The organism is Pseudomonas lactucae, assembly GCF_016937615.1.
GTDB classification, from domain to species: Bacteria; Pseudomonadota; Gammaproteobacteria; order Pseudomonadales; family Pseudomonadaceae; genus Aquipseudomonas; species Aquipseudomonas lactucae.
The window spans coordinates 54,961-66,942 of record NZ_JAFHKI010000016.1 but is presented as its reverse complement, the minus strand read 5'-3'; the positions used below and the strand labels follow the sequence as shown (position 1 = coordinate 66,942).

Below are 11,982 nucleotides of genomic sequence, written 5' to 3'. Positions count from 1 at the left end.
TGGCCACGCAGCCTACTGCCACGGCGCTCACCATCATCGATCCCCGCTGGACTTTGTTCGTCCGGGTCGTGGCGGCTGCAGTCTCAGCAAAGCGGCCGTACTGCTGGACATGCCGCAGTCCATGGTGAGTCGCAATATTGCCCTGCTCGAATCGCAATGTGGCGAACGCCTGTTCTATCGCAACGGACGTGGGGTGGTTCTGACCGAATTTGGCGAGCAGTTGCTGCCCTGTATATCGGATCTCCTGGCGAACGCTGAAAGCCTTGTCGACGACATTCGCAACCTGCGAGGAAAGCCGGTGGGGGAGGTGGTCGTGGGCATGTTGCCTTCCGCCGTACGCCGGTTTGCGGGAACGCTTTTTTCTGCGGTGCGCGTGCAGATGCCCGGGGTGAGATTGCACCTGATTGAGGGCGCGAGCGCTCAACTCGAAGAACAGTTGCACGATGGTCGTCTGGATATGGCGCTGGTGCTGCGCGAGAGCGAGGCGAGCATCGGCCAAGCCCATCTGTTGGCCAGGCTACCGCTGCACCTGGTAGGACCCGCCGCCGATCCGCTGTTCGGCAATCGAGATATTGCGCTGGAAAATCTATCGGGGCTGCCATTGGTCGTGCCTGGGCGGCCGCATCTGCTGAGGGCCAGGCTCGATCATTTGGCCGCCGAGCAAGGCGTGGAGCTGTGCGTGGCCGTGGAAGCCGACTCGGTCCAGCTCCAGTACGAAGTCGTCGCGGCAGGCGGAGGCTATGCGATTGCCTCTGTGCTGCCCGGCTCGCTGGATCAACGACTGATTTCATCGCGCATTATCGAGCCCGTGTTGGAACGCTTTGTCGTGCTGGTCGAGTCGCCCCGGCGCCCCTTGACCCGTGCTTCCCGTGAAGTGCGACGGCTGATTTGCAATCTGTCCATGCCATCGATTTAAGCGATAGCTGCTTTGCATCCCCAGCAGTATTCGGTGGGGGGCGCGCCTCGTAGGGTGTCAGTCAACCAACGACTGATCCCCGATTGCGAGGTTTGCGCCATGCATCACGCCCAAGAACTCCAAGTCATTGCCCCGACGCTTTTTCTCAGTGACGCCGATGTGGCCTCGCTCGCCGACTGGAGCACCGCCGTCGCCGCGCTCGCCGAGGCGTATGCACGCCCTGCATCGGATGCCACGGTGCCGCCTCGCTCCATGGCCCGGGGCGATGGCATCTGGCTGCGCAGTCTGACCGCTGTTTCCCCCTCCGGCGGCCATATGGGCTGCAAGCTGATCGCGGCCTCCATGCGGGCGCGCTGCGCCAGCTACCTGATCGCATTGTTCGATCAGCAAACCATGGCGCTCAGTGCCCTGATCGATGCAATCGGGTGACGGGGTTGCGCACCGCTGCAACCGCTGCGCTGGCGGTCGATCTACTGGCGCCTCAACGAGCGCTGCGGGTGGGCGTGATTGGTGCCGGATTCGAGGCGCGTGGTGCACTTGACTGCCTCAAGGCCGTGCGCGATGTCGCCCGTGTCCGGGTGTTCAGCCCAACGCCCGCGAGCCGCGAGCGCTTTGCCGAAAGCTTCAGGCCTGGACTGGATATCCAAGCGGTGAACAGCGCGCAAGAGGCCGTGCAGGAGTGTGATGTGGTGATCTGTGCCGCCCGCAGCCGTGACGAGTCGCCAGTGTTGCAAGGCGCGTGGCTTTGCCCGGGTGCCACGGTCGTGTCGTTGGGCTCCACCTTGCCTGAGCAACGGGAAGTTGACCCGGTCACGATGGAGCGAGCCGTCTGCATCGTCGCTGATATGCCGCAAGAGGTGCTCCACGATACCGGCGATGCCATTGCGGCGATCAGTGCCGGCGTTTATGTCGCCGACAAATTGGTCGCGCTGTCGGATCTCGTCGCGGGTCGTGTCACCCCGCGCCAGAACGCAAGCGACATCGTTCTCTACAAATCGGTGGGCTCGGCGCTGCAGGACGTCGTCATCGCACAAGCGTTGTACGAGCGCGCCAGGCAACAAGGCCTCGGCATCGAGCTGCCTGCCAGCATTGTCCCTGTCTCGAAATAACCCCTCCACTGTTCGAAGGAAAGTCATCATGGCCACATACAAGAAAGCGGATGCCCGTGCCTGGGCGCGGGAAAACCTGGTGGGCTGCTCGGCGGTCACCATCCCAAGTTTCAGTGCCGACCTGAAGCGACTCAACGAACGTGGCATTCGCCACGACATTGAACATACGGTCGGCCTGGGCTACAGCGCCACGTTGCTGTGCAGCGAGCTGGCGATCTCTCCCCAGGAGAACGCACAGTTCACCGCCTGGGCCCGTGAGTCGGGGAAAAACCTGCTCCTATTCTTCCATGCGGCGTTTGGCACGCTTGCCGAGAACATCGAGGCGGTGAAGCTCGCCGAGAATGCCGGTGCGGATATCGTCCTGCTCTCCTATCCACCGCAGTTCTGGCCGACCAGCGAGCAGGAAATCTACGACTACACCAAGGCATTCTGCGACGCGACGGACCTTGCGGTCATGCTCTTCCCGATTCCGCTCTGGGGCTTCGAGCGCGTGCATCCGGCGGGTATGTCGCTGGAGTTGGTCCGTCGGCTGTTGGCCGATTGCCCGAATATCGCGGCCATCAAATCCGAGCAAGGGTTTCCGCTTCCAGCGGGCATTTGTGAGATGTATCACCACTTCCGCGATCAGGTGGTGATCAGTTGCCCGATCGAAGGCGACGCAATCCCCTTGATGAGCCTGATGAAGTTGCAGTTTTCCGGCACCAGTAACACCGCCTGGATGAGCGACTACTACCCGAAAGCATTCGAGCTGGCACGCACGGGGCGCTTCGAAGAGGCGATGGAGTTGTATTGGAAGGTCAACCCGGCACGCAGCGCCAACGGCGCCGCCGCGCAGAGCTACGCTGGCGGTACTGGGGTGCTCAATCGCACGATGTGGAAATACCAGGACTGGCTCGCCGGCTTTAACGGCGGCCCACTGCGTGCCCCAGCGATGCGCGTGCCGGATCGCTTCATGAAGTCGCTGCGTCAAGGGTTGGTCGCGTCGGGGTTGCCGGTGACTTCGGATCCTGACAGCGCCTTCATGATCGGGCGTTATCCGTGCTGATCGGGAGGGTTGCACAGTGAAGCATTTACTTAAGGATCCTACGCTGTGGCGTGACGGTGCCTATATCGCCGGTGAGTGGCTGGCCGAGACGCCGCACGGTCAGTACACGCTGCGTAATCCGGTGGATCAAACGGTGCTGGCCGAGTTGCCGCGCTGCCGTGAAACTGAAGTCCGGCACGCCATCGACGCGGCGCATGAGGCCTTTGGTCCATGGCGTCGCCTGACGGCCAAACGCCGCGGCGAGGTGTTGCGTCGTTGGTATGAGCTGATGGTTGAGCATCGCGAGGACATTGCCACGCTGATTACCCTGGAGGAGGGCAAGCCACTGGAGGAGGCGCGGGGTGAAGTCGATTACGCGGCGTCTTTTGTGCGCTGGTTTGGCGAGGAAGCCACACGGGTGCGCGGTGATCTGATTCCGGGCGTAAAGGACACTCAGCGCATCGTGGTCCTGCGCGAACCCATCGGCGTCTGCGCGGCGATCACGCCCTGGAATTTCCCCGCTGCGATGATTACACGCAAGGCCGCTCCGGCCCTCGCGGCCGGTTGCACGATGGTGGTGAAACCGGCAAGCCAGACACCGCTGACCGCGCTGGCACTCGCCGAACTGGCGCAGCGCGCTGGCGTGCCCGCCGGCGTTTTCAGTGTGATCACTGGCAACGACACCCGCGACATTGCCGGTGAGCTTATGGCCAACCCACTGGTGCGCAAGCTCACCTTCACGGGGTCCACGGAAGTGGGCCGGCTGCTGCTGGCGCAAGCGGCGCAGACGGTCAAGAAATGCTCCATGGAGTTGGGCGGCAACGCCCCGTTCATTGTCTTCGATGATGCTGATCTGGATGCTGCGGCTGACGGGGTGATGTTGGCCAAGTTTCGCAATGGTGGACAGTCCTGTATCGGCGCGAATCGGGTGCTGGTGCAGTCCGCGGTTTATGACGCACTGGCCGAACGCATCGTCGAGCGCATGGCACGCCTGAAGCTGGGCAATGGCCTGGAGCCGGGTGTACAAGTCGGGCCGTTGATCGATGACGCGGCGGTACGAAAATCCCAGGCGCTGGTTGATGATGCGCTGGCCCAAGGCGCTCGACTGCTGTCTGGCGGTAAGCCCCATGCGCTGGGCGGGTGTTTTTTCGAGCCCACCTTGTTGGCTGATGTGACCCATGGGATGCGGGTTGCTCGTGAGGAGATCTTCGGCCCGGTCATGCCGCTGGTGCGTTTCGACACGGATGACCAAGCCATTGCCATGGCCAACGACAGCGAGTTTGGCCTGGCCGCGTATCTGTTCAGCCGTGACGCGGCGCGTATCTGGCGCAACGCCGCGCGCATCGAGTCGGGCATGGTGGGCATCAACTGTGGCTTGATTTCAAATGAGGTCGCACCTTTCGGTGGCGTGAAGCAGAGCGGTCTTGGGCGAGAGGGATCTCACCTGGGAATAGACGAGTTCCTAGAGGTTAAATACCTCTGCTGGGATGGCTTGGAAAGCGTGTAAACAACCGTCGTTAAAGGCCGGTGGACGGCGGTTCGTGTGAGCCGTCGTTCATCGGCTTTTGTATTTGTTCTGCCGCAAAGGCAGGCACTCCGAGCAATGCCCCCGGCTTACCTGCGAGACCCATCGCCGCCAGCGATACCTCGGATTGTGCAAAGCGATTTCAGCGCTGATAGCCGATTCGATAGTCTCGTGGCTGATCCGGCATTTCCCGTCGGCATTCCATGTTTCTACGGTATTGACGCGATCAGGCCGCAGAGCTCGTCGGTGCGCCATGCAATGTCTGCCCGAGTGAATAAGAATAATTAGGAGAGCGTGATGATTGCAGCAGTCAACAAGGTCCTGGTGATCGGAGGAGGGTTCTCCGGTATGACCGCGGCTATCCAGCTCGCCCGCCAGGGCGTCGAAGTGGACCTCGTCGAAATCGATCCATTGTGGTGTCCTTTGGGGGCTGGGATTACGCTCAGTGGGCCCACGCTGCGAGCGCTTGATACGGTTGGGATTCTGGAAAGGGTCGCCGGGGAAGGATACTTGTCGACCAATTTCGATGTGTTTTCACCGGTGGGCGACCTGATCGTGCAATTGGCGCTTCGACCGCCGGTCAGCGATAAGCCGATTCCCTGTGGTGGCGGCATCCTGCGCCCGGTACTGGCTCGAATATTTGCCGACAGGACGCGGGAAGTGGGGACCCGCGTGCGCCTGGGCATCACCTACGACAGCATCATCGAGCATGACGATGGCATTGACGTGTCTTTCACCGACGGGACCACTGAACGCTATGACCTGGTCATCGCCGCTGACGGTGTGCATTCGCGCACACGAAAGGACTTTTTCCCGGATGCACCCTCGCCAAAACCCATCCATCAGAGCGTCTGGCGCGCGGTGCTGAAGCGTCCGCCGCAAATCGTGCGCCCCACTCATTGGCTGGGTCGCACCAAGGTTGGCGTCAATCCGATTTCCGAAACACACATGTATATGTTTCTCATGAAAACCGGGAGTTTTCCGAGTGGATCGATCCGGCCAGTTGGCCGGGTGAAATGGCGCGCCTGTTGAGTGAATTCCCAGCTCCGATCCTGCAAACGCTGGTTCCGCAGCTGTACGAGGCGGGCGCCAATATCGACTATCGTCCGCTGGCCAATCTGTTGGTGCCGCTGCCCTGGCACAAGGGCCGAATCGTGCTGATTGGCGACACGGTGCATGCCACCACGCCGCACCTGGCTTCCGGAGCTGGCATCGGTATTGAGAGCGCCATCGTGCTTGCCGAAGAGTTGCTCGCCAGTAGCAATCTACAGACGGGCCTGAGCCGGTTCGAAACGCGGCGCTGGGAGCGTTGCCAACTCGTGGTCGAGAACTCCGCACGGCTGTGCGAGATAGAGAAAAGTGGTGGGGATAAGGAAGAGCATGCGCAGATCATGCGGGAGTCTACTGCGACGTTGGCTGAGCCTATCTGATTGATTGCGACCCTTCTGGATGGGAAGGGTCGCGCTGCTGGTCTTCAGAAGCAATGATCGAAAATAACGACCTCTTTGACGTAAGCGAAAAAAGACGCCGACGTCAGTGCCACGCCGTCCTCGGCAAGTTTTTGAAACAGCGCTCGCTGATACTGCCGAAACGTCGAAAAATCCGCTTCATTTTCAAACCACAGGCTAGAGGCGCCTTCGTATACGGCGATGTTTGGCCCGAAATAGGCTGTCACCTTGTCACCCTCGGGTAGGTACCGGGAGCGAACATACCGGCGTAGGGCGTTCTGGAAGTCGGGCTGTTCCCGGGTAATGCTCTCGTGAGCTGCGTCCCAAGCTTCGAAAAAACGATCGAGCGCCATCGCGGGATTTTTCTTCAGCAGGATCATCGCCTTCCATGGGAGAGGCGCTGTAGCGGTGCTAGCCGTCTCCGCTTCATCCATCAATTGAGCGAGCTGCTCGGAAAGATCAGCGAAGTTCTTTGCATCAGGGCCGACGGTTTGCTGAGTATAGGGATCGCTGAAGGTGCGAATCAGACCTGGCACGTCTTCAAAAAACAGCTCCGTAATGGAGTCTTTGTGGAAGGACTGTGCATAGGCATTGTCGGCGTCGACCCCGAAAGCCGCGTCGATGACATGGTTCTGCACGTACCGTTTGACACCTAGCGGTTTGGCTTTAGCGATTGCTCCGTGGGTGTGCTCTACATAGTTTAAAAACTCTGCATGCGTCATTCCTGGTTTTCTGCGTACAGCGGCTAGGATTTTTATCATGAAGCGTTCTCGCTTTTGGCAGGGTTAACGGGGATTGAGCCTTAAGTGCACTTCGTGCGGTTGGTATTCATCTGATTGTTTTTCAACACCAAAATATAAGGCCAGGTTTGTCCCGCAAACCAATCGGTATTCATGCTGGTAGGTATCGTGCAATAACATGCTTGACGAGCGCTGAGCTTGTTTGATTAGCGAAAGCAACACAAGTAGCAGCGTGAGTGCCCCAATTATTTTGTGCAGCAGCAGAGGATCGATTTCAATCAGCAGACTCGCCCCCGCCAGCGCCCCAAGCAGACCTAGGAGGGCCGCTGGGAAAGCAGCGGCATAATCGATTTTTCCGTATTGGTGAAAATGACGCAGTCCAGCCAGCATCGTGCCCAGTGAGGCCAAGCGGGCAGTGGCTACAGCCGACTGCGGTGCAATGCCTAGCCCAATCATGACCGGTACTGTGAGAAACACGCTTCCTCCCGTATTGGTGCCGACAAAGCCAGTCACGATACCTAGAATGACCAGGCCAGCCCCTGTCAGCCACTCGCTAGCTATCATTTCGGCGTGCTTGCCGAAGGTAAGTCGGTTAATCGAGTGCCGGTGATCATTACTGCACCCATTGCACGCTATCGAACACAAAGCCCGGGCTAAGAAAGCCTTTTCCCGTGTTACCTGATGCCACGCCGATCTCCAGTGTGTTGACACCTGCATGCAGCGCCGTGGCCGGAACATTGATCTCGAACACGCTGTTGTTACCGCGATAAGTACCTCGAGTAATCCCACGGCTGTCAGGTTGATTCGAGGCCGCTGGCACGGGCGCCTCCCAGTGCTGATTGACACTCACCGCCGGGCGCCCTCCGGCTTGGGCCAGTGAAATAAACAGGCGCAATCGGTAAGCCGTCACCTCGTTGGCGGCCAACACGAATTGGATGCGGGTCGGGCTGTTGACGTCGCGCCATTGCGCGGCGGGAAAGGCGTCGACAGGGCTGCTGCCAACGCTGTAGCTGACCGGGGCCCATGGCGCCATGCGTGAATCGCTGGGGTGGGCGGATGCCAGCAGGTGGGCGTTGCGAAAACCCGCCGGCGTGCCATCGGGCATACCGATTTGCCACTTCACCTGGCCGGCCGGCGGTTGCGCGTGCAGGCTGGTTTGCGTGGTGCCGCCGGCGCTCACTGCGGCGGTGGTTTGTGCGACTTCCAGCTCATTCTGGTACAGCGTGACCCGGTAGTGTCCAGGTCTTACCCCGGTCACGACAAACCGCCCGCTGCCATCGGTGCGTGCCCAATACTCGGCGTTGGCATTACTCAAACCCACCACTGCAGGCAACCCACCGGCCACACCGGATACCTGGCCGGCCAGGGTGCCGCGTCCGGTGCTGTCCACGAAGCCCGCAAGGCCCAGGTGATCGTCGACAAAACCCAGGTCGCTCAAGCGTGCATCAGGCCCATCACCGTCGGTAAACAATAGCCCGTAGACCCCGTGCAGGCCGCCGCGAAAGGGCTCGGTCTGGGTGTGGTTGGAGTACATGTAGTTGTAAAGTTCATGGGTGGTCGGGGTTTTCTGGGTGGCAATATCCTTGAAAAATGCACCGCCCGAGCTGAGCTCGCGATTGCCCATCAGCATATACACCGCGACACCCGGGCCTTTTACGCCGTGCAATGGGTCGTCGATCATCGGCTGCGCCGAATAGAACTTGGAACTGGTGCGGCCATCCGCTAGCAGGAACACGTCCTTGCCTTCGATCGCCGTGCCGACATTGGAATCGGTGCCATGCACAGCCTTGGGCAGCTTGCCGACGTTGAGCCGCGCCACGAAGCGCAGCTCGCCCACAGGCAACAAGGTGGGCGCGTAGGTCGCCATGTAAATGGCCGCGCGGCCTTTTTTGGCCAGGTAATAGTGGATCAAATCACCTGCCCGCGCGCTGATGACGATCACATCACCCACTGTATGCGCCTCGACCTGTGCGCTGCCCAAGCCGGATGCGACCTGCGAGGCCTTGGGTTCGGTGGTCTGCAATTCACTGCCGCGATAACGCAGAGAGACCAGATCGCCATTGCGGGTGTCCACGCTGAACAGCAACTGTGTATCGGTGTCGACGACGATGCGGGAGTCGGTGCGCGTGAAGCCGAAACCGGCGAAGGCAGGGGTCGCCAGTGAGCAGAGCATTAGCAGCAGGACACGTCGCATCAGTGGTTTCCAGGGGTGAGGTGGCCCGCACCGGCATCGCGCAGCACGCCAATTCGCGCAATGTCGGCTGGCTGCGGTGCAACAAGGTATTGACGGTAGGCCTTGAACGCCTCCAGCACAGAAGCATCCCGGGGACGATAATCATCGCCACTCAGGCGCAGCCGGTTGGCGACACAGGGCCTGCCCAGCGCAGCCTGGCAGCCATCGTCGGGCGACGGTGGGAGGGGCGTGAAGAGGGCATACGCGCTGCCCGGTTGCTGGGTATCGTTGAACAGCGGGTGGGACACGTCTTCGAAGTCATTGCCTTCTACCAGTAGATAGGAGCTGGCGGTACGCGACATGACCGCGCCCTGGTATGTCAGATGAACAAACAGGTTATTGACCAGTTGCGCGCGGACTTCGGCATTGCCCATGCCGCCGGAATGAGGGGCGCGTCCCGAGGTGTCATGCACATAGTTGTTGAGCAGCGTCAGGGTGTCGTGATGGCCCAGAAACAACCATACCCAGTAATGATGACCATCGCAGGTCGCGGAGTAGGGCGTGCGGCCGTCGAATTCGTTGTTGGAGATTGTCACATGGGTCGCGCTGCCCCAGCCGGTCACGATCATCTGTCGACCGATATGCGCAAAGGTGTCGTGATCGATCCATACGCCATCGGCATCGTCCAGCGTGAGTGCGTCGCCGCCCCAGACCACGCGGGGATTGATGTCCGAGAGGACCAGGTTGCGCACGATGACATTGTGCGCGCCGCTGCCGATGAACAAGCCCATGCCCTGGATACCGGCATGGGCGCCCACACCCAGCAGGGTCTTGTTCGAACCGATCTTCAAACGCTGCAAGCCTGCCTTGTCATACGTCACCGTGGCCGGCGGTTTAGACTGGCAAAAATGATTGGCGCCGTCGATTGCCCACTGCCCACCGCCGTGGGGGCAGGCGTTGGCCATGCAACCGGCATCCGTGACTTGGGCGCTGCCGTCGGACACAACCGAACCGCGAAAATCAAACGTATGGTCCAGAGCAATCACACGCGGGGTGTCATCGGTGCAATTGCCACGGGTGTCGAAGCTGGCGCAAAGAGCTTTTTTCAGTTCGTCCAGGGTTGCGGGATGCACGGTGCCAGCCTGGCCACCTCCGGTCACGTCTTTGGCAAAACCCTCGGCATGGCTTGCCCCCAGAGAGGGTTGCGCGACCAGCGCAGCGGCAGCTAACACGAGGGCTGAAAGACACTGGGGAATCGAGAACGTCAACGGCGGTTTCCTGAGGGTTCAATACAGGCGGCCAAGCCTTGCGAAACAGGCTCGCCATGATCTGAATAGGCGCGGTTATTTATCAAATGATTTAAGCCCGATAGTCATTGCCTTCAGCTGAGGTTCAGCAGGGCGTTATCAGCTAGCCGTTTTTAACCGGTTTTCGTCCGTCTCAACCCTGCCTCACGATGCTGCAGCCCGTTACCTTGGAGGTTGGTTGATGATCCCGAGGAGCGTTGCATGGACACCCCCTTTGAGTTGAAAGCTAATCCGCTCGACATTACGCAGCCCTGCGAAACCGAGACTGCCCAAGTCGCATTTGCGAAGGCCCGGCAGGCGTTCAGCACCCATTCTCAGCTGTCGATACGGGCACGTCTGGCGGAGCTGTCCAAGCTCAAACAAACGATTTTGGCCGATCGCTCGATGATCATCGCGCAGGTCATGCAGGAGGTGGGTAAATGTCGAACGGATGCGCTGGTCGCTGAAATTCTCGGCACCCTCGATTGGCTCAACTGGCTGGAAAGCAATGCCGAACGGCTGCTGAGGCCGGAAAAGGTCAAGACGCCGATTACGCTGCTGGGCAAGCAGTCGTTGCTGCTGCACGAACCCTTGGGCGTCGTGCTGATCATCTGCCCCTGGAATTACCCCTTCCATAACGCAATCACGGGCATCGCGGCGGCGATCGTAACGGGCAATGCGGTGGTCTATAAACCCTCCGAACATGCACCCTGCAAGGGGTTGGTCGAGCGCGTCCTGGCGTGTTCGCCCATTTTGCAAGCGCTGGTCCAAGTGGTGTACGGCACCGGCAGCCTGGGTTCTGTGTTGATCGATCAACAGCCGGCGAAGATCTTCTTTACCGGTAGCGGCCCCACCGGTAGCAAGATCATGGCCCAGGCCAGTCGCGAGTTGATTCCGGTCGAGCTGGAGTTGGGAGGTAAGGATCCGATGATTGTATTTGCCGACGCACCCATCGCACGCTCGGTAGCAGCGGCGCTGTGGGGCGGTTTCACCAACGCCGGGCAATCCTGCAGCGGGGTGGAGAGGCTGTTGGTGGAGCACAGCATACAAGATCGTTTTGTCGACAACTTGGTCAAGGAGGCGCAAAAGCTTGTTGTGCGTGTGGGCGATAATGGCGATGCCGATGTCGGGCGCATGACCGTCGATTTTCAGCGCGACAAGGTCATCGAGCATGTCCAGGATGCCCTGAACCTTGGTGCGCGCCTGCGATTTGGTGCCATCCCCAGTGCGAATTGCCTGACTGTGCAGCCGATTATTCTGGACCGCGTCACGCCCCGGATGCGGGTGTGGACCGAAGAAACCTTCGGGCCGGTGTTGCCGGTCATGGCCTTCAGCAGCGAAGCACAGGCCATTGAGTTGGCCAATGATACCCACTACGGCCTGTGTGCCAGTGTGTTTACTGCCAACCCGCAACGCGCGCTGCGGGTGGCCGGTGCGTTGGAAGTGGGTGGGGTGTCGATCAATAACGTCAACATGAGCGAGGGCAACCCAGGTTTGCCGTTTGGCGGCGCAAAGAAAAGCGGCTTCGGCAAACTGCGCGGGCCGGAGGGATTGCGGGGGTTCACCCGTAGCAAGGCGGTGCTGATCGACAAGTCCGGCAGCAAGATCGAAGCCAACTGGTACCCCTACACGCAGCGTAAATTCACGCTGTTCGAACGTTTTATTCAAGCGCTGTACGGGCCGCAACGCTTGCGCCTGCTGGCGATCGCCTGGCATGGCCTGCGGTTGGAAGCGTTCAGTCAAAAGCCTCGTGAGTGACGG

General features: G+C 60.2%; 12 protein-coding genes. 8 read left to right on the top strand and 4 right to left on the bottom strand.

Translation table 11 applies throughout. The features are described 5' to 3' along the window. Nucleotides 1-109: 109 nt before the first annotated feature. The 7 genes from JWR98_RS03740 to JWR98_RS29225 all read left to right on the top strand — a co-directional run bounded on the left by JWR98_RS03740 (nt 110) and on the right by JWR98_RS29225 (nt 6,004). Nucleotides 110-916 (top strand): LysR family transcriptional regulator, encoded by an 807-nt coding sequence (locus JWR98_RS03740; RefSeq protein WP_263974286.1) that lies wholly within the window; start codon nt 110-112, stop codon nt 914-916. Nucleotides 917-1,015: 99 nt separating this feature from the next. Next, complete coding sequence (locus JWR98_RS29235) at nt 1,016-1,345, top strand: hypothetical protein (protein ID WP_225908545.1); 330 nt, start codon at nt 1,016-1,018, stop codon at nt 1,343-1,345. 5 nt (nt 1,346-1,350) lie between these two features. Next, nucleotides 1,351-2,025: an ornithine cyclodeaminase family protein gene (locus JWR98_RS03735; protein ID WP_225908544.1), complete on the top strand. Its 675-nt coding sequence runs from the start codon at nt 1,351-1,353 to the stop codon at nt 2,023-2,025. Nucleotides 2,026-2,053: 28 nt separating this feature from the next. Beyond that, complete coding sequence (locus tag JWR98_RS03730) at nt 2,054-3,070, top strand: dihydrodipicolinate synthase family protein (RefSeq protein WP_193862607.1); 1,017 nt, start codon at nt 2,054-2,056, stop codon at nt 3,068-3,070. A gap of 16 nt (nt 3,071-3,086) precedes the next feature. After that, entirely contained in the window at nt 3,087-4,556 is a 1,470-nt protein-coding gene (locus JWR98_RS03725; RefSeq protein WP_205489311.1) for a succinate-semialdehyde dehydrogenase, read from the top strand. A 315-nt stretch (nt 4,557-4,871) separates the two neighbouring features. Then, nucleotides 4,872-5,606, top strand: coding sequence for an FAD-dependent monooxygenase (locus tag JWR98_RS29230; protein ID WP_225908543.1), 735 nt, complete (start codon nt 4,872-4,874; stop codon nt 5,604-5,606). Then, the gene (locus tag JWR98_RS29225; RefSeq protein WP_225908542.1) at nt 5,591-6,004 is read left to right on the top strand and encodes an FAD-dependent monooxygenase; all 414 of its coding nucleotides are present in this window, start codon (nt 5,591-5,593) and stop codon (nt 6,002-6,004) included. Before JWR98_RS29230 ends, JWR98_RS29225 begins: the two co-directional genes overlap by 16 nt. 44 nt (nt 6,005-6,048) lie before the next feature. Here the strand turns inward: JWR98_RS29225 and JWR98_RS03715 are convergent, their stop codons facing one another. The 4 genes from JWR98_RS03715 to JWR98_RS03700 all read right to left on the bottom strand — a co-directional run bounded on the left by JWR98_RS03715 (nt 6,049) and on the right by JWR98_RS03700 (nt 10,203). Continuing rightward, entirely contained in the window at nt 6,049-6,744 is a 696-nt protein-coding gene (locus tag JWR98_RS03715; protein WP_225908541.1) for an EthD domain-containing protein, read from the bottom strand. 63 nt (nt 6,745-6,807) lie between these two features. Then, the gene (locus JWR98_RS03710) at nt 6,808-7,326 is read right to left on the bottom strand and encodes a TSUP family transporter (RefSeq protein WP_205489310.1); all 519 of its coding nucleotides are present in this window, start codon (nt 7,324-7,326) and stop codon (nt 6,808-6,810) included. A 49-nt stretch (nt 7,327-7,375) separates the two neighbouring features. Beyond that, nucleotides 7,376-8,956, bottom strand: a complete 1,581-nt coding sequence (locus JWR98_RS03705; protein ID WP_078732568.1) for a rhamnogalacturonan lyase B N-terminal domain-containing protein — start codon at nt 8,954-8,956, stop codon at nt 7,376-7,378. Continuing rightward, nucleotides 8,956-10,203: a pectate lyase family protein gene (locus JWR98_RS03700; RefSeq protein WP_482822917.1), complete on the bottom strand. Its 1,248-nt coding sequence runs from the start codon at nt 10,201-10,203 to the stop codon at nt 8,956-8,958. The genes JWR98_RS03705 and JWR98_RS03700 overlap by 1 nt, the downstream gene beginning before the upstream one ends. Nucleotides 10,204-10,443: 240 nt before the next feature. On the opposite strand from JWR98_RS03700, the gene JWR98_RS03695 reads away from it, so the two are divergent. Further along, the gene (locus tag JWR98_RS03695) at nt 10,444-11,979 is read left to right on the top strand and encodes an aldehyde dehydrogenase family protein (protein ID WP_205489309.1); all 1,536 of its coding nucleotides are present in this window, start codon (nt 10,444-10,446) and stop codon (nt 11,977-11,979) included. The last annotated feature ends 3 nt before the right edge of the window (nt 11,980-11,982 follow it).

What these genes read in the sequence shown, in the direction of transcription:
- JWR98_RS29235 (WP_225908545.1), top strand. Translation starts at nt 1,016, where the DNA reads ATGCATCACGCCCAAGAACTCCAAGTCATTGCCCCGACGCTTTTTCTC.
- JWR98_RS29230 (WP_225908543.1), top strand. Translation starts at nt 4,872, where the DNA reads ATGATTGCAGCAGTCAACAAGGTCCTGGTGATCGGAGGAGGGTTCTCC.
- JWR98_RS03730 (WP_193862607.1), top strand. Translation starts at nt 2,054, where the DNA reads ATGGCCACATACAAGAAAGCGGATGCCCGTGCCTGGGCGCGGGAAAAC.
- JWR98_RS03715 (WP_225908541.1), bottom strand. Translation starts at nt 6,744, where the DNA reads ATGACGCATGCAGAGTTTTTAAACTATGTAGAGCACACCCACGGAGCA.
- JWR98_RS03740 (WP_263974286.1), top strand. Translation starts at nt 110, where the DNA reads ATGCCGCAGTCCATGGTGAGTCGCAATATTGCCCTGCTCGAATCGCAA.
- JWR98_RS03710 (WP_205489310.1), bottom strand. Translation starts at nt 7,326, where the DNA reads ATGATAGCTAGCGAGTGGCTGACAGGGGCTGGCCTGGTCATTCTAGGT.
- JWR98_RS03705 (WP_078732568.1), bottom strand. Translation starts at nt 8,956, where the DNA reads ATGCGACGTGTCCTGCTGCTAATGCTCTGCTCACTGGCGACCCCTGCC.
- JWR98_RS03695 (WP_205489309.1), top strand. Translation starts at nt 10,444, where the DNA reads ATGGACACCCCCTTTGAGTTGAAAGCTAATCCGCTCGACATTACGCAG.
- JWR98_RS29225 (WP_225908542.1), top strand. Translation starts at nt 5,591, where the DNA reads ATGGCGCGCCTGTTGAGTGAATTCCCAGCTCCGATCCTGCAAACGCTG.